Consider the following 24,145-nt stretch of genomic DNA (forward strand, 5'->3'; position numbering starts at 1 on the left):
GAGTATTTGGTGTATTCCCCTTACTCTGTATGGGTTTGAGGCTTGTTTGTCTCGGTGTTTAAATCATAAACCACGTCATACTCACTCCAGAAAAGTTGATACTCCAGTTCCCCAAGCTCTGGCGTTGCGCCAAGGCAAATTTTCCCAGTCCCCAGTTCAATGGATGAACGAAAAGTTTTGTAACAATTGTGGCTGGTTTGTGTAAAAGTCGCGCTCAATACATGAGATATATATAAATTCGCAACTTAGGGCGTTCTGATTCGAGGTCTTTTATGAGTAATGACTGGAGAAAACAATTAGATGAACAACTTAAAGACTTAGCGATCGCAGCCCAACAATACACACACCTAACTAAGGAAAAGCGGATAGCCTTAACACGTTTGATTAATGCTATTTGGCAGTCAGGTAAGCTTGTTCATCCTTATAAAGGTCAATTTCAACTACTTTATCAAGATATCTATGATGAAGCAGTACAAAATTTATTTTTCTATCTTTGTCAAGACAACAATATTAATAAGTATGACCCAGAACGCGGTGAAGTGATGACTTGGATAAATATGCTATTAACTAAACGTTTTTTTCCAGAGGCTATACCCAAAATTATCGGTAAACAAAATGAAATAAATCTCGAAAACTCTTATCTGGAAAATATACACTCATCTCAACCTATGTCTTTATTTGAACAAGTAAGAGAATGTATAGAAACTGACCCAGAATTCATTTTTTGCAAGGAACATATCAAAGGTCATCCAGAAGCAAATTTTCAAGCTATAGCTAAAAGAAGATGTTCTGGCATTTCCTGGAAAGAGATTTCGGCAGAATGGGGTATTGGAATCACATCTCTTCATAGTTTTTATCAACGTTGTTTGAAAAAATTTGCTACTAAATTTCATGAATATTTATATATTTAATGTTTAATATCATCTAATCAGCTAGGCAAGAATATGAGCAAAATCATCAACGTTTTAACATTTTCAGCCCCAATACCTGTGGATGGAAGGCATCGAGCAGAGGAGTTACGCAGACAACAAGCCACGCAAGCAAAAAGCGAACAAGTTTATCTCAATACTTTATCTGTGTCTTTTGTAAATTATTATTTATGTTGCATGGGATTTGAGACAGACTTGAATAAAAGTGATAGTTGGAATGTCATACAACAGACACTTATGGATATTGCTGATTTGTCGCTAAAAAACTTGGGCTTATTAGAATGTCGTCCAGTATTAGAAGATGCACAATTTGTTTATGTGCCGCCGGAAGTACAGTCAAATCGAATTGGCTATGTAGCTGTGCAGATCAGCAAATCATTTAGAGAAGCGAAATTGCTGGGATTTGTCAAGCAAGTACAAACTGATTTATTACCCATTAACCAATTGCAACCTTTAGATAATCTTTTGGAGTATTTAGAAGAACTTTCTCAATTACGGATTGCTGAAATAGCTGATAATTCGCTAGACTCCAATCAGAGTTTAGTTAAATTGAAACAATGGTTGGAGAATATTTTTGAAGCTGGTTGGCAAGAAATTGAGACTCTTTTAGGCACTCAAAGTGTCAATCAAGCTTGGAGTCTAAGAAGTAGCAATGGTGCTTTTATTAGTAGGGGCAAGCTGATTAATTTAGGAAAAGTTTTGAAAGATCGAGAAGTGGTTTTAGTCGTTACCCTGCCCCCAGACAACGAGCAAGAAATTGACATTATTGTAGAAGTACATCCGACAAATGGGCAAGATTATCTGCCACCAAATCTCCATCTAATGGTGCTGGATTTTCAGGGAACATCTGTGATGGAAGCCCAAACAAGAAGCAGCAATAAGAATATTCAATTGGAATTTAGTTGTGAGGTGGGAGAACGTTTTAGCGTTAAACTTACTTTGGAAGATATCAGCATTACAGAAAATTTTATCATTTGTTAAGAACAACAGCAGAGGTGCTGCCAATGAGAAAATTAGTTGTGCTGAAGCTAGATGGCAATTTGCATTTAGGCGTGCAGGTAACGCTGGAGATTGGAGAAGAGGGCAAACGCCCTACTACAGAAATTACTGGCAAGCTGCCCTCCAATTTAGATATGGCAACAGCAATTGATCAATGGCAATCCACATATCGCAGCTTGTGGAAATTTACCCGGATCAAAGCCAAAAAAATTATTTACGATGGTTCTATCTCCCAACGACGTAAGGAGTATGATACAAAAGCTAGTGAGGTGCGGGAGCATCTGAATAACTGGTTGCTGTCAGAGTCTTTTCGTCCCGTGCGGGAAAAATGGCTCAAACATCTGATGCCAGATGAAGAAGTGCGGGTGTTGATTCGCACTCATTGTTTGCAACTCAAGAAACTTCCCTGGCATTTATGGGATTTGGTAGATCGGGATTACCTCAAAGCTGAAGTTGTTCTCAGTGTTCCAGAATCAGAACCAGTAACAGCCGCATTGCAGACATCCATAAGCAGAAATAAAATTAGAATTTTGGCAATTTTAGGCAATAGTGACGGCATTGATGTGGAGCAAGACCGCCAATTACTAGAGAAATTACCTGGTGCCACTACAACTTTTTTAGTAGAACCTGAATATTCAGACATCGATGACAAATTGTGGAAACAACCTTGGAATATCTTATTTTTTGCAGGTCATAGCAAGAGTGAGGGTGAAGCTAGTTGCATCTATATTAATCATACAGATAAATTAACAATTGATGAACTCAGATATGCCCTGATAAATGCTGTTGCCAACGGGTTACAATTAGCAATTTTTAACTCCTGTGATGGATTAGGATTAGCACGAGAACTACAAGATTTACAGATTCCGCAAATTATTGTCATGCGGGAACCAGTACCAGATAAGGTGGCTCAAAAATTTTTAAAGCATTTTCTGGAGGTTTTTTCAACAGGACAATCTATATATGCTGCGGTTCGCACTGCCAGACAAAGGCTCAAAGGAATAGAAAAGGAATATCCAGGTGCAAGTTGGTTGCCAGTAATTAGCGAACATCATGCCGTAGTGCCAATGACTTGGGCAAAGCCCCGAATTCCCAACATTCGCCGCCTTGGAACCTTGCTACTATTGAGCTTGCTAATAACTGTTGGTGTGCTAGGGGTAAGACATCAAGGAGGATTGCAAACATGGGAGTTGCTCTTATATGACAATTTTATGCGATCGCGTCCACAGGAAAAGCAAGATTCGCGCCTATTGATCGTCACTGTAACTGAAGACGATCTTTACCTCCCAGAGCAGAAGCAAAGAAGTGGCTCACTGTCAAATCTTGCACTAGCGCGACTGTTAGATAAACTTGCACAGTACCAAGCGCGAACCATTGGCTTGGATATTTATCGTGATGAACCGATACAACCTAACCAGTCCTCTTTAACCACTCGTTGGAAAACAGATGACAATTTCTTTGCAATTTGCAAAGTTAGCGATCGCACCCAAAACTATCCCGGAGTTTCACCTCCAGAAGGAGTTCCACCAGAACGCCAAGGATTTAGTGATATTGTTCCCGACTCAGACAATGTTTTGCGTCGTCATTTATTAGCAATGCAGCCAGCTAACCCAACATCTCCTTGTATTGCACGCTACGCACTTAATGCCCAACTGGCATTCCACTATTTGGAGAAAAAAGGGATTTTTGCGAAATACACTCCCCAAGGAGATTTGCAGCTAGGTAACATCGTTTTCAAACGGTTGCGATCACGAAATAGCTTTAAAACCGAATCGCAGATGGGAGGCTATCAAATATTGCTTAATTACCGCTCTTATCAAGGTTCACCTTTAGAAATTGCCCCTAAAGTCACACTCACAGATGTTCTTAGAGGAAAAGTCAACCCCGAACAAGTCAAAGACCGAATTGTTCTCATTGGTACTACTGCCCAAAGCTTCCGTGATTATAATCTCACCCCCTACATGACCGAACAGGGTTTTTCTCAGGAAGTACCAGGAGTGATTTTACAAGCGCAAATGGTGAGTCAGCTGGTGAGTGCTGCGATCGATGGCCGACCTTTAATATCAGTTTTGCCTGTTTGGGTTGAAGTGTTATGGGTTTGGGGTTGGTCTGTGGTTGGAGGTGCGATCGGCGTAGCCGTGTCGCAGACACTCGCTTGGCGCTATCGATCAAGACTATATCTATTACTAACAGCAGGAGGCGTACTAGGCGGCTTATACATTCTTTGCTTGATTCTCTTTTACCAGGGCATTTGGGTTCCCCTGGTTCCGTCAACCTTAGTTTTAGTGCTGACTGGCGGCACAGTAATTTACCTATCTTCACAACAAAGTCAGCAACAACTGATTTCTACAACTTGAGGTATAAAACAGATGAAATTGTTTGCGCGAAAGATTCAACTTTTCCTCGCCATCAGTTTAACACTCACGAGCTGTATCCAAGTGCAGGCAAAGCCTGGAAACCCCAACAGACAATTAAATCAATCATTGATTTTCGCTGCGCCGCCTCCACCACCAGACATCGGGGAACCAGGTAAACGAGCGGAAGCAGGTAGCCGTGGCTGTAGTCAGAACCTGAACAAGTCCCTAAGTTCCTCTCCAAAGCAGCTCACAGCTTTGGTGCCCGTTTATGCAAATTCCGAATTGGTGTTTGGAACAACGATTTCTGAGCATCCTAGTTTCTTATTCTATGTTCCTTATACATCCGACTTTGCATCTGGAGAGTTTGTGCTAGAAGATGAAGCACAAAATCAGAATATTTACAAAACTCCTTTAACGGGGACATCAGGAGTGGTAAACCTTCGCTTGCCATCGAAAGCAGCACCTTTGGAGATAGGTAAGCGGTATCATTGGTATTTCAACATTTACTGTAAGAAGGATAAGGATGAGCAATTTCTTGGTTATATTGAAGGATACGTAAAACGGGAGCAACTAAAGCCTACTTTGAAAACTCAATTGGAAAAAGCAACACCACGCCAGCAAGTAAACCTTTATGCGGCTAATGGTATTTGGTATGATGCGTTGAGCGTTGCTAGTCAACTGCGTCGCACCAATTCGCAAGATACTTCTTGGACAACGCTGTTGCAAGCTGTTGGTTTGAATGATTTTGCAACTGAACCAAAGGTGGAGTGCTGCAATTTAGAAAGTAAGTAGTGAAGGGCGATCGCGTTTGCACAAAAGTCAGCGATCGCCCTACACTTACTCAATGGTTAAGTTGATTAACTTGCAGCCGCAACTGACTTTTTGCGATTAGAACGCTTGCGCTCTGATTTTTTCTTCAGTCCAACTGCTTGGGCTTGATCACTATCTGACCCATATTGCCCACGCACAACTTCTTTCATCGCTAATACAGCATTGTGAAATTCCCATTCTGCTAATCGGGCAGCATCGGTAGCAGCACGGTATAAAGCTAGTTTCTCAGTTTCGGCTTGTTGAGAACTCAACATAGCCTGATAAGTTTGCTGTAAATTTGCAGCAGAGGCATCAGCACGGGTTGTCTCATAGGTGCTGATTGTTTGCAAACCGTGCAATGAAGTAATATCTTGACTAATTGATTGAGCGGGCAAACGGCGTGTTGTATCTTGAACAGGCATAGAGGTATACCGTTAATAAAATATACCTTTAATATGCCCATTGCAACTCTCAAGTTAACAGTCAGGCGAGGTTTTTAACTTATGTAAACCGATGTAATGGCATTGTAGGCGATACAATGGGATTGTAAGTGGATACAATCGCATCGTCAGCCGATGCATTAACAATGCAGTCCCAGTGAAGTCTAATGTTAACTTGCTCTACAAGATGGAGGGTTAAACCAAGGACTATGGGGCGTGGTGGGAGCATTTGCTGTTAGGACAACTTCCCCTTTTTCGTTTAGTACCCACCCAGTAGCTTCTATGATGCGTTCTGGTATGGGGGTAGTTGTTTTACTGGTAAAATATGGGCGATCGCGGCGATCACTGCTGGGATTGAGAGTAATCAAATCTACTTGCACTGCGTCAGTGCTAAGAGCTTCACCTGGGTTAGGGGGCAAGCCGCCGCGCCCAGTTATAGTAAATTGGTTCTTAGCTATGGTTCCACCAGCAGCACAACTTTGTGTCACTTTGGTGTCAACTGGTATTGTTGGCAGGTTGACTAAGCCACTGTTAAGGTCTACATCAGGTGTGTTGATTTCTACATTACCACTTAACTGAGAACTTGCCCCAGTAGCAGTAATGTCACTTGTGCTATCAGATGCCACATCTCGGAACTGTGTGCCAAAGATACCTTGGGCATTGATTCGCACATTTCCCCCACGGAAGTCTTGAGAATTGGCGCTGATGTCACTATTTTCAAAACCAATGAGGAAATCAGTGTCAATGTTGATGTTGCCACCGATAACGTTTTCGCCCGTGGCGTTGGTGAAGATGTTGCTATTGCGACTCATTAACAAATCTTGTGAGTTAATGTTAATTGTCGCCTGCTCTCTATTGGGGTCAACTTTAGCGCTTTGTGTGTTACCAATAATTAAGGCGTTGTTGTTTAAACGAATAGAGCGAGCATTTAACGTCATGTTGCCTGCCTTTCCTGTTCCCAAACTCTGCACGGTTATTGCAGCTCCATCTTGCACTAGTAAGTTATTAGTTTTAACAGTTAAATCGCCTGCATCCCCTGTTGAGTTCGCCTCTGTGGAAGTAAACAAGCCACCACCAAATAATTGACCTCCAATGAGTTCTATGGATTTTGAGGCAGTCACATTCAAGCTTCCTCCTGACCCAGATTTCAAAGTATTAGCAGATATCACTGCACCATCCCGGACACTCAACTGCCGTGTTTGAACTGTCAAGTTTCCAGCAGATCCGGTACCATCTGTCTGAGTATACAAGCCGCTAGAAAACGACCCGTTTGCTGAAGTACCAATAAGTTCTATGGATTCCGAGGCAGCCACGCTCAAACTTCCTCCCGCTCCCGAACTACTAGGAAAAGTTCCAGCAGATACCTGTGCGCCATCTCGAATACTCAATCGCTGCGTTTGAATTGTCAAGTTTCCAGCAGACCCACTACCGGAAGTACTAGCATACAAGCCACCACCAGATAATCGACGACCAATTCCAACGAGTTCTATGGATTCTAAAGCAGTCACACTCAAGTTTCCCCCCATTCCTGAGCTAAAAGTACTAGCAGATAACTCTGCGCCATCCCGAATACTTAACTGCCGCGTTTGAATCGTCAAGTTTCCGGCAGCTTTGGTACCAGCTGTTGCAGTAAACAAGCCGCTAGGATCCAGAGTATATGGTGAGGAGCCAATGAGTTTTATAGATTCTGAGGCAGTCACGCTTAAGTTCCCTCCTAATCCCGAGCTACCAGGAAAAGCACCAGTAGATATCTGTGCACCATCTCGCACACTCAACTGCCCCGTTTGAATCGTTAAGTCTCCGGCATCTCCGGCACCATAAGTACTAGTAGATATCTGTGCATCATCTCGGACACTCAACTGCCCCGTTTGAATCGTCATGCCCTTGCTGGAGCCAGTACCTTCTGTCTGATTAGAAAATATAGAGTCTGCGATTTCTATGGATTCCGAGGCATTAACGCTAAATTTTCCCCCGGCTCCAGAACTTCCACTAAAAGTAGTGCCACCTAGCACTTGTGACCCATTTTGGACACTCAACTGCCGCGTTTGAATTGTCAAATCTCCAGCATTTCCGACACCATAAGTGCCAGTCCTTATCTGTGCACCATCCTGCAAGGAGACGGAATTGCGGGCATTGATGTTCACACTACCGGCATTTCCCTGTCCAAAGGTACTAGTAGTTATTCCAGCACCATTCTTCACCGAGAACGAGCCAGCTATGATATTGATGTTACCACCGTTACCTACGGCTTGAGGTTCCACCCAAGCAGTTACCCCACTAGTGGCTCCATCACTACTTACTCCATCAAAGGAAACTGTATTGCGGGCATTTATATTTACATTTCCCCCATCACCTTGTCCTCTAGTCCGCGATTGCAGTTGTGCACCGTTTGTCAGCGAAAGTGACCCAGTGGTGATATTGATGTTGCCACCCTTGCCCACAGCTCTTGGGCGCACCGTATTAGCAATTAAGCTCTCATTGGTAAGATTTATTGTCTCCGGTACACTAATATCTATATCTCCCGCCTGAGAATCAGCAGATCCTAACCCTGAATCTATTCCTGCTAGCAAAAAACTTCTTTCACCTGCCGCCATATTGAAGTTTTGGGCATTAATGGCAATACTACCGCTATCACCAGCGCGTACATTCACTTCAGCGCCATTGCTCAAAGAAACATCGCTTCTTTCTACACCATCCGGAAAACTCAAGCTCAGATTATTACCATCGCCATTCAATTTAACTGTTCCCGCACCTGCTAACCCACCTAACTCCACTCGCCCACCAAAAGCAAACAATCCTCCACCATCCATATTGATATCACCGCCGACCAATAGCAAACTTTTACCATCTGGTACACGTAAACCCGTTGCTGTAAACTCAAAAGATGGATTTAAACCAGAGTCTGCAACTGAATTATTTTGGATAGATGCAGTTTTGATTTGATTAAATAGTAAGGCGGAAGGATTGACTGTTAATAGTGATGAAGAACTTTCTGGATTAGTAGCACTAAAAAAACCTTGATTGCCAAACCCAATTGCATTAGCTGTCGTCCCTACAAAAGAACCACCAATATTCAACGAAGCATTACGCTCAAAAATAATCCCACTAGGATTAATCAAAAACAGATTGGCTGTGCCATTAGCATAAATTAAGCCATTAATGGTAGAAACTGACCCACCTGTTACCCGACTGATAATATTTTGAATATCCGCAGCATTATTAAAGAAAGCAGTACTTCCATTTGGAACGGAAAACTCCTGAAAACTGTGGAACAAATTTTTGCCTGCTTGCGTTCCTCCTGTGATATTAAAGATGCTGCCATCTGGTGTGACGATGGAATTATTGGGTAGAGTCCCATCTGGAGTAATTTGAGCATTAGCGTAATTGCACCAACAATAAAATACACTAAATGTCGCAATCCCTATAAACCAGCCCCAACGATTACTCATCTCGGACATTGCACCCCCCTAAGCAAACAGCAGTTGCAGAACTTTGGTTATGTCACACCACTAATGTGGGTTGATTGGTGGTTGAAGTCACCTTTGGATAATTCTCAGTTGCGATCGCGTTAGTTTTACGCAAAACTTGCTAATTTATTTACATAAATTTATACAACATAATTCATCAGCCGATACAATGGCATTGTCAGTTGATACAATCGCGTTGTCAGTCGATACAATCGCATTGTCAGTCGATGCAATCTTGGAACTAAATATCATAATTACAGCCAATTACCTAGCAGAACGTAGGGGGCCCAATACATGGGACGTTCGTACTTGGAATTTCGTAAAAGAGCCAGTTGGGCGCGACGCAGTGCTTCGGCTTTAGTCAGTTTTTTGTTAGCTAACTCTTGGTAAAAGTGACTCATCAACACAGTGGAAGACTCATCATCCAAGTTCCATAGAGAAGCGATCGTACTCCGCGCTCCTGCTTGGAAAGCAACACCAGCAATTCCCAGTCCAGCCCGTTCGTCCCCAGCAGCTGTTTGACAAGCACTCAAGATAAGCAATTCAATAGCTTCGGGTCGGTTTTGCTCTATAGTTCGCACTAATTGATTAAACTGCTTGACATAAATACGGTCTTTCCAAGCGACAATAAACGTTTCCTCAGCTTTAGAGCTAAACTGACCATGAGTTGCAAGATGAACGACTGGGAAAGATAGAGAATTAATTCGGTTCTGCAAAGCTGATCTGGTAAATTCTTGATTGAGAAGTATGCTGCTAGGTACTTGAGAGCGGATTTCTTCTAACTCAAGCTTGACGTTGGGTAGTGCAGAAAATCCAGAACTTGGTTCAGACAATCCTGCGACTATTGCCTTTAATTCTTTGTGCAATGGTTTGGGTTCAATCAGTTGCAAACCAGGGGTGAGTGCAATGGCATACTTCTCAATCAAATATTGTTTGCCGTCATAAAGAGCCGCCATCGGGATATTCCGCAAATACCTATCAAGGACAAACACCAAAGTAGGAACCTTGCTGTCAGCTAAGTCAGCTTCAGCAGGTTTAATTAGCCAGTTGTAGACCTTTTGAGATAAAGATTGAATCTGTCGCCGTGTGTGCGGCTTTGTTAAATTTTCCTGTAGTTGCTTTAAAGTACTTCGCACTTCCTCTTCACCTACAGCAGTAGCGTAGTGCAGCCAGCGTTTTTGCGGTAACTGCAAAATCACCTCTAGTCGGTCTGGCAAAATAAATGGATAGATGACTGCTGCCGTTGTTTGGTCTTGTTTTTTACTTGAAATCTGAGCATTCAAACACGTGTTACGAAAAAAGTTGTCAAGTTCTGCTACTTGGAGCAATTCGATTGTATTGCTGGCTTTTTCGATATTTTTTTGACTAGGTTCGGAATTTTCCCCTGGTTGCAAAAGCAACTGTACTAGTTCCCGATATACAGGTTCGACTTCATCCCGAAAGGAAAATTTAACCTCCGGATTAACTGCAACTAAGTCGTTACGTAAGGCTTGGAGGTTGTTAACTGCTTCCGTGTAGGCTAAAGTAGCTCCTTTTATATCTCCTTTGTTTTTGAGCAAACGTCCCAGTTGCCATTGCCAGCGATAAGCAATATCCTTAGCATCAATAGCTTGAGCCATCAGCAAGGCTTGCTGGGTAAGGTTTTGTGCATCAGACCTCTGCTGAGTTTGTTCGTACACTTCTCCCAAAACACCAAGGGCATAAGATTCAGTGCGTCTATCTTGCAAGCTTTTCGCTTGTTGGACAGCAGTTGAAAGTATTTGAGCAATATCCAACCATGAAGGAGTGTCTGCGGTGGTATCTTTTTTGAATTGTGTTAAACTCTCGGCAAAATTGATCCGAGCAGATATTGCTGTGCGACTGGCGGGTAAGTCGGCAAGCTGAGTTTGGATTTGAGACAATAACGCTGGAAAATCTTTGAATTGCTTAGTTTTCAGTAGTAGCCTAAGTTGATTGACTTGAGCTTGGATGCGCGTGATCGGTGAGAAGGCAGCACTGGCAGCTTTCTGATAATAATCTATAGCTTGTTGAGTTTGCCCTAAAGCGCGGACTGTATTGCCTAAACTAAGCAGAATATCACCTGTTGCTTGCTTATCTGGCAACGATGAAGCTACTTCTAAACTTTGCTGTAATTTCTGTCGGGATTGTTCTAAATCACCCGTGACTTGCAGAACATTGCCGAGACTACGCAGTCCTGTAACTTTAACAGGTGAGTTGGGTTGAGTTTGCAGGATTTTAGTACTTTCTTCTAACGTCTTTTCGGCTTGACGATAAAATCCTAAGGCTTGTAAAGCTTGCGCTTGGTTAATGTGATTTTGAAGAACTGCCTGTTGATTACCTATTTTGGTATAAATGTCAACTGCCTGTTGCCAAGTGTTGAGGGCATCTTCAGCTTTGCTTTGAGCTAGTTGCAGGCGACCTTGGATATCTAGAACTTGAGCGTAGATTTGAAAACGGTCTTTGGGGTCTAGATTTTGGGCAGTTTGTAAGAGATTGAGACTTTGAGCGATCGCACCTTCTGCTTGACTCCAGCGTCCCAGTTGCTGATTAGCTAATGATAGATTACCCAATGTCATCGCTTGCCTGAGTTGATCTCCATTGGCTTTGAATGCAGAGATAGCTTGCTGCCATATTGTAGCAGCCTCAGCAAACCGTTCGACTTCATAAAGTTTTCTTCCTTGTTCAACTAAGTTTTGGGCAAGGGCATCGCTTTGAACAATTGAGTTTTCCGCAGTCATATGTGCGAAAGTAGGCGGCAAGAAAAGAGCGCCTAAGAACATAGCCAAAAGCAGCAGTACACTTAAAAGGCGTTTGATTTTCCCTAATCTAGATTTTTTTCTTGCCATGTTTTTGCCCTGACTCGCACCACATCTTTACTAAAAATAGATAGTGTGGCGTTGCTATATCAACCTCCCTGGTGTTGATTAAACGCACGGCAATCGGCTGGACTCTGCCAGGAAGAATGAGGCGTGAGTGTGGGTGCAGAGCTAGTGAGAATGACATCGCCATTAGCAGCAATTACCCAACCAGTAGCTTCTACTATGCGAGTTGGTATTGGGCTAGTAGGATTTGTGGAAACTGCTGTAGTAGAAGGTTTACTTACTTCTGGGTTGAGAGTCACCAAATCTACCTGCACTGCATCAGTGTTGAGGGCATCACCCGGTAATGGTGGTAAGCCACCGCGTCCAGTGATTGTAAAACTGCTCTTAGCTACAGCGTTACCTGCGGTACAAGTCTGTGCTACTTGGGTATCAACTGGTACGGTTGGCAAGTTAACTAAGCCACTGTTAGGGTCAATATCCGGCGTGTTAAGTTCTACAGTGCCGTTTACACCAAACTCAGAACTAGCGGTGATATCCGAAAGAGAAGTTGGGAACTGGCTCTTTTGAATGCCATAGATACCAAAGGCTTGAATATCTACTCTTCCACCGTTGCCTGTGTAAGCATTAGCAGTGATGTCGCTATTTTCGCTTGGGACAGCAACAATGAAGCCCGACGGGGCATCAATATTAATGTTGCCACCATTACCACCAGCTTGTGCCGTGCCTGCGGTGGTGGAAATTTGAGCGCCACGACGTAGAAGCAGTAAATCAGTTTGTAAGTTGATGTCGCCACCGTTACCCGATGCAGATAGGGCGTTGAGTCTGCCACCGTTGTCTAAGGTAACTCTAGGTGAGGTAACGAGAATATCTCCAGCAGTACCCGTCTGGCTTTGGGAGTTAACGAACAAGCCAAGGTTAAAGTTAGAACTCTTACCAGAAATGTTGAAAAAATCAGCAGCATTAACTTTGATTGTGCCTGCATTCCCTTGTCCAAAAGTTGAGGCAGTAAGTTGAGCGCCATCTCGTAATGAGAAAGAACCAGAATCGATAGTAATATTACCCCCATTGCCAACTGTCCCAGTTTCCACCCGACTGAAAATCGTACTAAAAAGACCATTTTTCTCCCCAGCAATATCAACAATGCCTGTAACATTAACATTGACATTCCCCGCATCTCCCCGTCCTGCTGGTTGGGTATTAAATGCTTCACGAGTAATAGTTTGCAGTTGAGCGCCATCAATTAGTGATAGTGTTGCAGCATTGATGTCGATATTACCTCCCTTACCTACACCTCCAGCTTCCACCGTACTGAAGATGTGAGCATCTGCAAGGTCAACAGCATTTTTTGCACTTACTGTCACATTCCCTGCATTCCCAAGTCCCGAAGTTGAAGCAGTAAGAAAAGCGCCGTCTCGTAACGAGAAGGAACCAGAATCGATGGTAATGTTACCCCCATTGCCTTCTGTCCCAGTTTGCACACTGCTGCCAATCGTACTAAAAAGACCGTTTTTCTCCCCAGCAATATCAACAATACCTGTAACATTAACATTGACATTCCCCGCATCTCCCCGTCCTGCTGGTTGGGTATTAAATGCTTCACGAGTAATGGTTAGCAGGTTAGCGCCATCGATTAGTGATAGTGTTGCAGCATTGATGTCGATATTGCCACCTTTACCTACACCCCCAGCTTCTACCTGAAGATGTCAGCATATGCAAGGGAAACAGCATCTCGTGCCCGCACTGTCACATTTCCCGCATTCCCTTGTCCAAATGTTGAGGCTTCAAGTAGAGCACCATCTCATAACGAGAAAGAACCAGAATCGATAGTAATATTACCCCCATTGCCTTCTGTCCCAGTTTGCACACTGCTGCCAATCCCACTTAAACCGTTTTTCCTCCCAGCAATATCAACTGACCCAGTAACATTAATATTGACATTCCCCGCATCCCCCCGTCCTGCTGGTTGGGTATCAGATGCACCACGAGTAACAGTTAGCAGTTGAGCACCATCAATTAGTGATAGTCTTGCAGCATTGATGTCGATATTGCCTCCCTTACCTACACCTCCTGATTCTACCGTACTGAAGATGCCAGCATTACCAGCGAGGGAAACAGCATCTCGTGCCCGCACTGTCACATTCCCCGCATTACCTTGTCCCGAAGTTTCGGTAGAAAATAGAGCGCGATCGCGTAATGAGAAAGAACCAGAATCGATAGTAATATTACCTCCATTGCCAACTGTCCCCGTTTCCACACTGCTTAAAATCCCACTATGTAAATCATTTTTCTCCCCAGCAATATCAACAGCGCCAGTAACATCAACATTGACATTCCCCGCATCCCCTCGTCCTGCTGGCTGGGTATCAGATGCACCACCAGTAACAGTTTGCAGTTGAGCGTTATCAATTAGTGATAGTGTTGCAGCATTGATGTCGATATTACCTCCCTTACCTACGCCCCCAGCTTCCACGGTGCTGAAGATGTTAGCATTTGCGAGGGAAACAGCATCTCGTGCCCACACTGTCACATTCCCTGCATTGCCTTGTCCAAAGGTTGAGGCTGCAAGTTCAGCGCCATCGCGTAACGAGAAAGAACCAGAATCGATAGTAATATTACCCCCACTACCTTGTGACCCCAAACGCACAAAATTGCGAACACTACTCTCACCAGCAACTTTGATTTTCCCAGTAGCATTAAGTGTAATATCTCCTGCAACAGTTTCAGGTGTCCCCAAACCTTCCCCAATACCAGCACTTAGGAAAGTTCCTTCTAAAATCTCTAGATTAGAGGCATTGACTGCAATATTACCGCCACCAGCGCCTTCTACATATATTGCAGCTTGATTGGTAAGGGATACCTCAGTTCGCGTCACATTCTCAGGAAATATCAAGCTGAGATTATCGCCATCTACACCCAGCAAGACAGTACCAGGTTCGCCCAACCCTCCTAATTCAACTCTTCCACCATTAGCATTTAATTGTCCCCGATCCATGCTGACATTACCACCCACCAGCAGTAAATTCTTACCATCTGGTACTCGTAAACCAAATGCGTCAAAGCCTGCTGGATCTTGTCCTGCAAATGCAACTGAGTTATTTTGAATCACCGCGTTTTGATTAATCTGATTAAATAGTAATGCTGAAGGATTAATAGTCAACAACGGTAAAGGGATATTTTTATCAGTAGCGCTAAAAAATCCGAAATTTTCAAATTGCAGTGCATTCGCTGTACTCGCCACAAATGAACCACCAATATTTAAGCTGGCATTTGCACCAAATACAATTCCATTGGGATTAATTAGAAACAGATTAGCCGTATTATTAGCGCGAATTAACCCATCAATTTTAGAAACTGATCCACCCGTTACCCGACTGATAATATTTTGAATATTTACAGCATTATTAAAGAAAGCAGTGCTGCCAGTTGGAACGGAAAACTCCTGAAAACTGTGGAACAGGTTGCTTCCAGCTTGGGTTCCCCCTTCAATGGTTCTGATGTTGTCTTGTGTTGTAACACGAGAATTATTGGGTAGAGTGCTATCGGGGGTAATTTGGGCTAAAGCACAATGGAAAGAGGAAGCGATCGCGATCGCTCCACCTATCCCTATGCAATCCAGTATCAATTTCCAGCCCCGATTCCTGCTAGTAATCATCTGGTTAATTTACCTCCACAAACAGACAGTCTTTGAGTGATACAGTCTATCAACAATTAAGATGGAAAAGAATACAGCAATCTTAAATCATTGTGAGAGAGCAAAAGGCTGAAAAGCTTATAAATACGTATTTTTAATCTCTGTATTTTCTCACGATTCAATTCGGATTGCTATATAAACCAAAGGTAGTTACGACAATGCGATCGCAATCTAAGGCATTGCGTAAGCAATCAGGATGAAAACTTTCAGACAGCAACAAACTATAAGTGTGGGTAGATCGAAAAATAATGCGAACTTCGTCTTTGGCAAAGCAAGCTAAAGGCCCATCTTCTGATAAAAACTCATTTTGATATTGCAATAGTAATTACGCCTTATGAGAATTAAGCCATAGGATGCTGTTCAAAAGTAAGCACGTCAATACCAAAACGCTGACGCAGAAAAATACGCAGAGTATGACTGGTAATTTTAGCGGCAACATGGACGCAGATACCGTCAACTTTCTTTATCAGCAGACGTTCAGTAATAATTATAATTATGATTTACTGGCGATTTTATTTTTTGGAAGTCTTTTAAACCAAACTCAAAATAATTCAAAATATTCTTTTTGCTCCCAGTTAGTCACCTGCTTTAAATACTCTTCTGGTGGTTGATCAGTGACGGACTGCAAAAAGCGATTAATTTCACTCTGTTTCATCTTAATGATGAAATTTATGAACTGCTGCCCCATTTTTTGAGAAAAAAGTTCGCTTTGGCTCAAATATGAAATCGCCTCTGGCAAACTTTTGGGTAAGGTCGGATTTTCTGTAGTGTAAGGTGACTCTGTTGGGAAACCAGGGTCAAGTTTATGATCTATACCATCTAACCCAGAAATCAATTGCGATGCCATGTAGAGATAGGGATTGGCTGCTGGTTCTCCAACTCGGTTTTCAATGTGGGTAGTGGGGTCATCAAAACCGCCTTGTAATCTAATCATTGCCCCTCGGTTTTCTAATCCCCACCCTGCACGGTCAGGGGCTAGAGAATAAGGCCTAAATCTTTTGTAACCGTTAATTGTCGGGGTTGTGAACACAGAAGCAGCATTGGCGTGTTTGAGAAGACCACCAACGAAGTGTTTACCTAAATCTGAGATGAGGGTTTTGGAGTTTGCAGACATGAAAGCGTTCTCATCTGTGGTTCGGTCTACAAGGGATTGGTGCAAATGCCAGCCATTGGAAGAACAACCTTGCAGTCCTGGACGACACATAAATGATGCGATATAACCTTGTTGACGGCAGATTTGCTTGGTCGCCATTCGGAATATCATCATTGTATCCGCAGCTTGCAATGCAGGAATCGGGTCAAAGGTAAATTCAAATTGACCAGCACCCCCTTCGTTTTCTACACTCCTTAAAGGCAATCCCATTTCAACTAAGTTTTCTGCCAGAAGGCGCAGCAAATCGTGAATCTCTGGATTGTGGGATTCTAAAAGGTATTGGAAGCTATGCTCTACGGCGCTAACTTTGGCAGGTTCACCGGGTTTTCCAGAAGTACCAACATCAGCGATCGCTAACATTGGATCTGACAACTTTGCCAGATACCACTCAACTTCTAAGCCGACAATATGCTCCAACCCTCTTTGATGTAACTCTACCAATGATTGGCGCAAAATACCGCGACTGGAAAAGGGCATTGGCTGACCATTTTGAAAGTACTCATCACAGAGAATAAAGCCAGTACGTTTTGCCCAAGGCACAATTGTGAAAGTATCAGGGTCAGGAACAGCCACAAGATTTGGCGCACCTGTCATCAGAGGCATGTCTAAGCTACCACCGGGAACGAAAGGGTTAAATACTATTGCACCACCAGTATCAAACAGGAATGTCCCTGTGCTGATTTGCATACCGTTTTCCAGGGCGCTGAAAAAGGCTTGGGGTAAGAGCGACTTACTGCGAACAATGCCATGCTGGTCTGACCAAGCGGTACGAATCAACAATAGATCCTGTTCTTTAACAACAGCCTTGATCTTTGAAGATGCTTCTTTTTGGATTTCTGTCCACAAGTGATGACGCTCAATAAACCCAGGTCTTTTCATTTGGATTGCCTAATCATGTTCAACTGGTTGTGCGGTTAGTTTGAAATCAGCCTTCATTAGGCGTTTCCATTCTTGGTAATAACCGCGAATTGCTAACTCATCGGTTACAGGCCCAGTGATTACACCATCTTCATCTAGATGATGGCGATCGCTGATGCCAAACCCGCGATTCATCGCCACCCACTCGATTTCGGGAATACTTAGCCCCCGATGACATTCGGCAAAATTGATCATATCGTCAGGAATGCCAAAACTGGGAAAATCTTCTTGAGTTCTCATCCGCAGAACATTAACTTCATCTGGGACTCCAGATATCGTAGTGGCATATATTGTTAATTGAGTGCGATCAACAGCTAGCGGTTCAATCACTTCGATTTGATTGCCAACAATTAGCAGGTTAGGGAAAATACTTAAATTCATCTGCGAACCAATGGACAAATCTAACCAATGAGGAGCCTGATCACCCCACTTTTCTCGGATATTTGCTTCATAAGCTTCCCGCCCTGGCTGGGGTCGTTGTTGTTGCCAGAAAGCCCCATCTCGTTTTTCGTAACTGGGGCGCTGATCGATGAACATATGCCCATGACCAAGGTACTGCACATACATCGGTCCTTCATCAGGATTGTGGCTAAAATATTGCATGTCTTTTTCGGATTCTAAACGATTTGCTACAGCTAGCAGAGAACGGTGTGAAAACGCGACATGATAACCATCAGCGGCATTATCGTAGGTAAACTTCCAGTTACCTTGATAAATCATTTTATGTGCGCTACTTTGCACTGTGATTTGAGCATTCGGAAAACGGTCAATCCACTGATCCAATAAATCTTTGGCTCGTCCGAGATAAGCGATTAAGTCTGGTGCTTCACAATTCAAAGTCCCAAAGATAAAACCACGATAGCTTTCTACCCAAGGAATTTGTCCCAGGTTAAATTCTGGGCGATGGAAGTCAGCAGCGTAACCCTTTGCCCAAGGAACTCCTGTGAGTTTGCCCGTGTTGCTATAAGTCCAGCCATGATAAGGACAGGTAAAAGTTTTTGCACAACCGCGAGTTTCACGGCAAACTGTCGCGCCTCTATGGGTACAGCGGTTGAACAAAGCGCGAATTTTATCTTGGCGATCGCGCAGGATAATAATTGGACGATGCCCTAGATTAGATGTTTTAAAATCGTTAGGGTTGGGTATTTCGCTTTCATGAGCAAGGTAAACCCAGGTTCCCCCGAAAATCCGAATCATTTCCTCTTGGAAAATTCTCGCATCCGTATAAACACAACGGTGGACTCGTTCTGACTGAATTAGATAATCCCAATCATAGCCTTGCTTGACTTCGCCGTTTCCATGCAGCATGGTTAGCTTTTCTCAAAAGAAATTTGACGAATAACTTGATGTGATATTGCTAACTTTAAGCTAATACCTGTCTCAATTACACATTTTTTCCCATCTAAACCTCCGGGGTACTCCCGCCACATCGGTACTCCGATTGGCGGTGACGGGGGATAGGAGGGCTGGCTGAGTGGGGTGACGCTCGTTCCTCGCTACCGCTTCGCTAACGATACCCCCTTTCGTCAGCATTTTTCTTAATTGCTCGGACTATTTTGCTTCTCAACATAAGACTTAAGTTCTTCAAGAGTAACGCCACCACACGAAGCAACAAAGTATGCACCTGTCCAAAAGACGGGTTTGCTGTAGAACCGATTAACGTGTTCATGAAACTCCTTGCGAATCAAACGACTAGATACTGTTTTAAGGTTATTCACTAGCTTGCTCACTTCCACATCCGGTGGATAACTAATAACCAAGTGAACATGGTCTGGTTCTGCGTTGTACTCAGTAACTTTACTCCTCCACTTGGCACATGTGTTTTCAAATATCTCTTGCAGTCGTTTTAGCATCGCTTGATTGATAACCTTTCTTCGGTATTTTGTTACAAACACTAAATGAATATTAAGGCTATAAACTACTCTGTGTCCTATATTGTAAGTCATGCCACCAAGTGGTATTATGACTATATGTTACTCACTTACCAGTTCAAACTCAACCCCACTCTTGAACAAGTTATCATTCTTGAAACTTGGGGGGAGTTGCTGCGTCGTCACTGGAACTATGCGCCAGGGGAAAGATTGGACTGGTTAAGACGTACAAGGTCACAGATTGACCGATGCAGTTTAGTTTCTGAGCCAATTGGTGAGATCCCGAACAAAGTTGATTACTACACACAAGCAAGCGACCTCAAGTTAACTAAAGAGCTATTTCCTGGCTACAAAAACATCTACGCCGACTGCCAGCAACAAAACCTGATGAGGTTGGACAAAGCGTGGAAACGATGGTTACTGCCTGATAAGTTTGGCAACAGAGGAGGTAAACCACGATTTAAAAAGCGTGGCGATATAAGTTCATTTACCTTCTTGCGTGTTAACTCACCCAAAGCAGGCGCACACCTGACAGGCAGCACTCTCAAATTATCCAAGATTGGCTGATGGACAAAGTGTTGCAGTGCCACAGTATTACCGTAAGGCACAATCTATATTAGCCCGTCAGCAACGCCAACTTGCTCGTAAGGTCAAAGGGTCTAAGAGTTACCAGAAGCAGGCGAACTCGGTAGCTAGGCTTCACTTGCACGTTGCAAGGCAAAGAAAAGAGTTTCATTATCAAGTTGCTCACTGGTTGGTTAACTCATACGACTTAATTATTTTTGAGAACCTGAACATTAAAGGATTGGCCAGAACACGATTGGCTAAGTCAATACTAGATGTTGCGTGGGGTGCGTTCCTTCAAATTATGCAAGCAGTAGCGGTAAAACGCGGCAAGCTGACACTTGGAGTTGACCCTAGAGGCACGAGTATTAATTGTTCAAGTTGCAATGAAAGGGTTGAGAAAACCTTGGCAGTCCGTGTTCATAGTTGTTCTTGTGGATTAGTCATTGACCGAGATTGGAACAGCGCATTGAATTTGTTAAAGTGTGGGTCGGTTGGACTACCGATTTCTGGCTGTGGAGGCTTAGACAATAGTCAGCTCGTGAAGCAGCAAGTCTCTTATGTGAATTTGAGATGCTCCCGCTGAGAGTGCTTGCAATTAGCGGTGAGAGTTGTCACTTTCTATAACTTGATGAATAGCCGCCAAAAGGCGATCTCTGGTCACACAGCCGTCACTTCCACGACCCGCCTGGGATTTATTGAGTGCAGCCTCCCCTAAAACTCTTGCAGCAGAGGTGGAATGCCATTGGTGTTTTGCCATTTTTAGGACAAGTCTCATCAAAGCAAGAAACTGAGGTTTTCATGACCTTGATCCGCATCAATTAAATTTACCTGCTTGAGAGCTATTTTCCATTTGCCATGCTGCTGGTGCAACCTGTGTCCATACCAACCAGCAAAGGTTTGCGTCCGCCCTTGGCGAAATTCATGGATGAGAAAGTTGGAACGAATTTTGACTTCTTCTTCCTTTGCACACGAAAATATTTCAATGTTACTAATTATTCGGCTAGTACGCGATCGCGGTGTTTGAGCATAAGCAAAACCACACTGCAACCAATATACCTTATCTTCCAAGCGTCTGTGGTCATCGAAAGCGATGGATACTTCTTTTCTTGGGTCTCCACCACCTGAAGTGCTGGGAATCCAATAAAGGCATTTGCTAGTAAATAACCTCAACCAATCATCAAATTTTCCATCATCCAATAACCGTGCTTCTAGAAACAGTAACGCTTTGCACTCTAACTCAATTGATTGATTAACTGGTTTTCCTCCATTCTCCCACTCTGGAAATGTTTTAATTAATTCACTATAAAATCTTTCATCCACGTAATAGGAATCTCGTGAACTTTTGGTGTTATCTTCTTTGTTAACTGACACAATTTACTTCTTTTAATACCTAGATATTATTTTAGTTTACCGTCTCAAACACTACTAACCCAAGTTGCTAGTTATGTATTCAGGCGATGCCTACGGCGGTAAACTACGCATGGGCCAGTAAAGCAATAAAATCCCCTCCAGAGGAAAAAATCGGAGGGGCTTGTGTTAAATAAAACTATTGTTATCTATAGTCATCCACTTAGAGTTTGCCTTCAAGCAACAGCGTCCAGCCACTGATCAGGTTCTTGGTAATCTCTTGCAGACCAAAGCCAACCCCAATCCCAGACCACCCACTGCGACTGCCAGAGGTGCCAGGTTCAACCCATTGGCTTGTAGGGCAATCACGAATCTCAAGCTACCCGCACCGTAGCTCAGGAGGGTTGAGATCGTTTCCCGATGCCCCTGACTCATCCCCAATTTCAACAGCAATCGCTGCTTGAGTAAACGCTTCAGCAGAGTCGAGAGGATAGTAATGATCAAGAATGCCAGCGCCAGTTTTAGTAGCCACAGCAGGGAGATTGACGCATCTTCAACTTTAAAAAGGGTCGCTTTGATGAATTGATCGCCATTGAATAGAAATTGCTGGAGTTGAGAATTCATCGAGTCCGATCGTCTAACGCATCAATGAGTTGAACTAATGGTGCCTGATGCCTTTCGATAAATAAACCAATACAAACGCGATCATTCCTACCGCTCCCATTGCCTTGTCTACTGTTATCAATACGGCAGGAATAAGTATTAACAGAAGCAATAAATTGTGCTTGAATATAAACATCTTGAATCGTTTTTGTGTATAGTAAGACAAAGTTTCAACTAAGGGGAAAATTATGAACATTCGACTGATTTTCTTCTCTGGAGTTATAACGGGACTGATCGGTTCAGTGATTGGCTTAGGAGCCGCTCAACTGGGTCAACGCGACTTCAATCACCTGAGGTATGAAGGTAAATCGTACCACAACTTATATCGAAACTATGCGCTGATTGGAGCAGGATTAGGCTTTGTCGCCGGCGTTGGACAGGCCTGTGTTCGAGAGTTAAAAGCACAACGCGATCAAGAAGAAAGCTAGGACTGCTCAAATGGCAGAGCTTATTGACACTCCCCCGTTACACCGTGCTAGCGGTTAACGGGAGATTCTTGTTTATCAGAAACACGCTTTTTGGTAGAAGTACCAACGAGTCTTACTGCTTCTCTACAAGCTTGAAATTCGGTATGTCCTACCGTTTGTTAAATCTTTAGTTTCAAATAATATTGCGGCAAAATATTTGCCTGTACTTGTTTTAGAAACAGTTACGGATTTAATCCTACCATCAACACTCTTTGAAAGACTAGTCTTTAACAATGTCAAGCTTAGGTAGTTTTAACCCACCATTTTTGATTGAACAACTTTCAGGAGAACGGATTATTGCTTAGAGTGCCTACTTTGGAATTTAGGAATTGAGCATCGTTTAGCAAAAAAGTTCTTAAATGCAGATTCCAAATTCTGAAGTGATTGCTGAAGAACAGCAGTGGGTTCTTGCAATCATTCATAATCAGGCAGTTTCTTTAACTGAGTAAGGTCTTTAGCCATCTGGCAATAAGTCATACCCGAACCCGTTTTCTCATATTGATTATTAGTTTTATTCAGGTAAAAATTCCAAACAAAACGAGCGCATCCAAAGTTTTAAGCTAAGGATGCTTCCTGGTCTTTGCTTGGATAAATTCTTACCTTCAATACGTCTAGCATCAACATGATTTTTTAAAACTGTAGTGGTAATATACTATTTACGCTCCACTTAAGATAGGACTTACGCAAAAACTCTCCCAAACTTTTATTTCTGTGTGTTCTCTGCGGCTCTGCGGTAGCCTTCTGTTCTCCTGTCAAAGACGCTCCGCGAACGAGAGGGTTGTCTGCAACAAACTTTGCGTAGCTGGCTTTTGAGTAGGGATACGCCAACGGCAACGCCTGCCATAGGATGCCCGTTCGCAGAGCGTCTCGTAGAGAAGGGCTGTAGGGCGAAAGTTTTTTCATATAGCACAGGTGATCAGACGAGCGAAGAAGTAGTTCGTCATTTTTGAGCCGAAAGGGGAATTCCACCAGCGGGAGGGATGACAGCCTTTTGGTGCATTCAGGGTATAGTCCAGTTCGTCACATTTTTGCCACTGACCATTGACTCGCCAGCCGACTTGATCGCCAAAACGTTCAATCACAGAATTGTCCTGAGCGATCGTCGTATTGAGACTCCCGCCGACACTTTGATACAGTTGAACCTGAGCGCTAAACCCAAAGCGCTCCTGGCTGTAGGTTGTCCACAGTTTGTCAATAACGCGCAGTTGGTTACACGAGAACTGCCTGACATCATTGGGAGTAATGGATTCTAGCTCAGTGTGCCCGGTAATTTCCAAAATCACTTGAATTGTTTCTAAATCAGCTTCTCGCCATTTGCCTGCTGCCAGTAACTCACTTAACCGCTGAAATCGATAAACATCTGCAACCAAAAGTAAGGTTGCTTCAATTTTCTCAACTCGTTCTGAAAGCGACAAGGGTTGAGTTTTCGTTTCGAGTTGGGTTGGGCGATCGCCGAATGGAGCATCCTTCTGGTCTGGATTTGTAGACATTGTTTGATCCTCTTATTTATCAATGACCGCCACCATGAAAGAATAAAGAATAAACGAGGACTATAACGGCTGGAATAAAGATAAGATGGTCTACCCAATCATCCAACTCCCAATCCCCGAATAATTTCCTGAACATCCACTTGTCCTCCTGAAG

General features: G+C 43.3%; 21 protein-coding genes and 2 pseudogenes. 8 read left to right on the plus strand and 15 right to left on the minus strand.

Annotation, left to right across the window (positions count from 1 at the left end):
• The first annotated feature begins 272 nt into the window (after positions 1 to 272).
• The 4 genes from V7L29_RS25835 to V7L29_RS25850 are packed head-to-tail and all read left to right on the plus strand — an operon-like array spanning position 273 to position 5,077.
• Entirely contained in the window at positions 273 to 911 is a 639-nt protein-coding gene (locus tag V7L29_RS25835; protein ID WP_334691404.1) for a sigma-70 family RNA polymerase sigma factor, read from the plus strand.
• A gap of 33 nt (positions 912 to 944) precedes the next feature.
• The gene (locus tag V7L29_RS25840) at positions 945 to 1,910 is read left to right on the plus strand and encodes a DUF1822 family protein (protein WP_334737224.1); all 966 of its coding nucleotides are present in this window, start codon (positions 945 to 947) and stop codon (positions 1,908 to 1,910) included.
• Positions 1,911 to 1,933: 23 nt separating this feature from the next.
• Positions 1,934 to 4,285: a CHASE2 domain-containing protein gene (locus V7L29_RS25845; protein WP_334737225.1), complete on the plus strand. Its 2,352-nt coding sequence runs from the start codon at positions 1,934 to 1,936 to the stop codon at positions 4,283 to 4,285.
• 12 nt (positions 4,286 to 4,297) lie between these two features.
• Positions 4,298 to 5,077, plus strand: coding sequence for a DUF928 domain-containing protein (locus V7L29_RS25850; protein WP_334737226.1), 780 nt, complete (start codon positions 4,298 to 4,300; stop codon positions 5,075 to 5,077).
• A gap of 65 nt (positions 5,078 to 5,142) precedes the next feature.
• Here the strand turns inward: V7L29_RS25850 and V7L29_RS25855 are convergent, their stop codons facing one another.
• The 4 genes from V7L29_RS25855 to V7L29_RS25870 form a co-directional block, all read right to left on the minus strand.
• Entirely contained in the window at positions 5,143 to 5,517 is a 375-nt protein-coding gene (locus V7L29_RS25855; protein ID WP_334691408.1) for a hypothetical protein, read from the minus strand.
• 188 nt (positions 5,518 to 5,705) lie between these two features.
• Entirely contained in the window at positions 5,706 to 8,984 is a 3,279-nt protein-coding gene (locus V7L29_RS25860; protein WP_334737227.1) for a two-partner secretion domain-containing protein, read from the minus strand.
• 272 nt (positions 8,985 to 9,256) lie between these two features.
• Positions 9,257 to 11,848 carry a CHAT domain-containing protein gene (locus V7L29_RS25865; protein WP_334737228.1) on the minus strand — a complete coding sequence of 864 codons (2,592 nt, stop codon included), beginning with the start codon at positions 11,846 to 11,848 and terminating at the stop codon, positions 9,257 to 9,259.
• 59 nt (positions 11,849 to 11,907) lie between these two features.
• A complete protein-coding gene (locus V7L29_RS25870; RefSeq protein ID WP_334737229.1) occupies positions 11,908 to 13,302 on the minus strand; it encodes an S-layer family protein in 1,395 nt (464 codons plus the stop codon).
• Between the two features lie 70 nt (positions 13,303 to 13,372).
• Between V7L29_RS25870 and V7L29_RS25875 the strand changes: the two genes are divergently transcribed.
• Positions 13,373 to 13,522, plus strand: coding sequence for a hypothetical protein (locus V7L29_RS25875; protein WP_334737230.1), 150 nt, complete (start codon positions 13,373 to 13,375; stop codon positions 13,520 to 13,522).
• Between the two features lie 100 nt (positions 13,523 to 13,622).
• Here the strand turns inward: V7L29_RS25875 and V7L29_RS25880 are convergent, their stop codons facing one another.
• The 6 genes and pseudogenes from V7L29_RS25880 to tnpA form a co-directional block, all read right to left on the minus strand.
• Positions 13,623 to 15,476: a two-partner secretion domain-containing protein gene (locus tag V7L29_RS25880; protein WP_334737231.1), complete on the minus strand. Its 1,854-nt coding sequence runs from the start codon at positions 15,474 to 15,476 to the stop codon at positions 13,623 to 13,625.
• A 157-nt stretch (positions 15,477 to 15,633) separates the two neighbouring features.
• Complete coding sequence (locus V7L29_RS25885; RefSeq protein WP_334694169.1) at positions 15,634 to 15,834, minus strand: DUF4135 domain-containing protein; 201 nt, start codon at positions 15,832 to 15,834, stop codon at positions 15,634 to 15,636.
• Positions 15,835 to 15,856: 22 nt separating this feature from the next.
• Positions 15,857 to 15,994, minus strand: a pseudogene (locus tag V7L29_RS35640) (IS982 family transposase); the annotation flags it as partial.
• 62 nt (positions 15,995 to 16,056) lie between these two features.
• Entirely contained in the window at positions 16,057 to 17,547 is a 1,491-nt protein-coding gene (locus V7L29_RS25890) for a glutamine synthetase family protein (RefSeq protein WP_334737232.1), read from the minus strand.
• A 9-nt stretch (positions 17,548 to 17,556) separates the two neighbouring features.
• Positions 17,557 to 18,894 (minus strand): aromatic ring-hydroxylating oxygenase subunit alpha, encoded by a 1,338-nt coding sequence (locus V7L29_RS25895; protein WP_334737233.1) that lies wholly within the window; start codon positions 18,892 to 18,894, stop codon positions 17,557 to 17,559.
• Between the two features lie 230 nt (positions 18,895 to 19,124).
• On the minus strand, positions 19,125 to 19,532 hold the full coding sequence (tnpA, locus tag V7L29_RS25900; RefSeq protein ID WP_334737234.1) for an IS200/IS605 family transposase: 408 nt from the start codon (positions 19,530 to 19,532) through the stop codon (positions 19,125 to 19,127).
• Between tnpA and V7L29_RS25905 the strand changes: the two genes are divergently transcribed.
• Together V7L29_RS25905 and V7L29_RS25910 are read left to right on the plus strand one after the other, a co-directional pair.
• The gene (locus tag V7L29_RS25905) at positions 19,512 to 20,024 is read left to right on the plus strand and encodes a helix-turn-helix domain-containing protein (protein ID WP_334737235.1); all 513 of its coding nucleotides are present in this window, start codon (positions 19,512 to 19,514) and stop codon (positions 20,022 to 20,024) included. The two genes, tnpA and V7L29_RS25905, sit on opposite strands and share 21 nt — an antisense overlap.
• Positions 20,017 to 20,607, plus strand: coding sequence for an RNA-guided endonuclease InsQ/TnpB family protein (locus tag V7L29_RS25910; RefSeq protein ID WP_334737236.1), 591 nt, complete (start codon positions 20,017 to 20,019; stop codon positions 20,605 to 20,607). Before V7L29_RS25905 ends, V7L29_RS25910 begins: the two co-directional genes overlap by 8 nt.
• 12 nt (positions 20,608 to 20,619) lie before the next feature.
• On the opposite strand, the gene V7L29_RS25915 is transcribed toward V7L29_RS25910, so the two are convergent.
• The 3 genes from V7L29_RS25915 to V7L29_RS25925 form a co-directional block, all read right to left on the minus strand.
• Entirely contained in the window at positions 20,620 to 20,781 is a 162-nt protein-coding gene (locus V7L29_RS25915) for a hypothetical protein (protein WP_334737237.1), read from the minus strand.
• A 17-nt stretch (positions 20,782 to 20,798) separates the two neighbouring features.
• On the minus strand, positions 20,799 to 21,395 hold the full coding sequence (locus V7L29_RS25920; RefSeq protein WP_334737238.1) for an aromatic-ring-hydroxylating dioxygenase subunit beta: 597 nt from the start codon (positions 21,393 to 21,395) through the stop codon (positions 20,799 to 20,801).
• Positions 21,396 to 21,632: 237 nt separating this feature from the next.
• Positions 21,633 to 21,995, minus strand: a complete 363-nt coding sequence (locus tag V7L29_RS25925; protein WP_334694162.1) for a hypothetical protein — start codon at positions 21,993 to 21,995, stop codon at positions 21,633 to 21,635.
• Positions 21,996 to 22,222: 227 nt separating this feature from the next.
• Here V7L29_RS25925 and V7L29_RS25930 point away from each other — a divergent pair, with 227 nt between their 5' ends.
• Positions 22,223 to 22,462 (plus strand): hypothetical protein, encoded by a 240-nt coding sequence (locus V7L29_RS25930; RefSeq protein ID WP_334694161.1) that lies wholly within the window; start codon positions 22,223 to 22,225, stop codon positions 22,460 to 22,462.
• Positions 22,463 to 22,915: 453 nt separating this feature from the next.
• Here V7L29_RS25930 and V7L29_RS35645 read toward each other — a convergent pair.
• Together V7L29_RS35645 and V7L29_RS25935 are read right to left on the minus strand one after the other, a co-directional pair.
• Positions 22,916 to 23,047: pseudogene (locus V7L29_RS35645) on the minus strand (helix-turn-helix domain-containing protein); the annotation flags it as partial.
• Positions 23,048 to 23,400: 353 nt separating this feature from the next.
• Positions 23,401 to 23,991 (minus strand): GUN4 domain-containing protein, encoded by a 591-nt coding sequence (locus V7L29_RS25935; RefSeq protein WP_334694160.1) that lies wholly within the window; start codon positions 23,989 to 23,991, stop codon positions 23,401 to 23,403.
• Between the last annotated feature and the right edge of the window lie 154 nt (positions 23,992 to 24,145).

The organism is Nostoc sp., assembly GCF_036916575.1.
Classification (GTDB): Bacteria; Cyanobacteriota; Cyanobacteriia; order Cyanobacteriales; family Nostocaceae; genus Nostoc.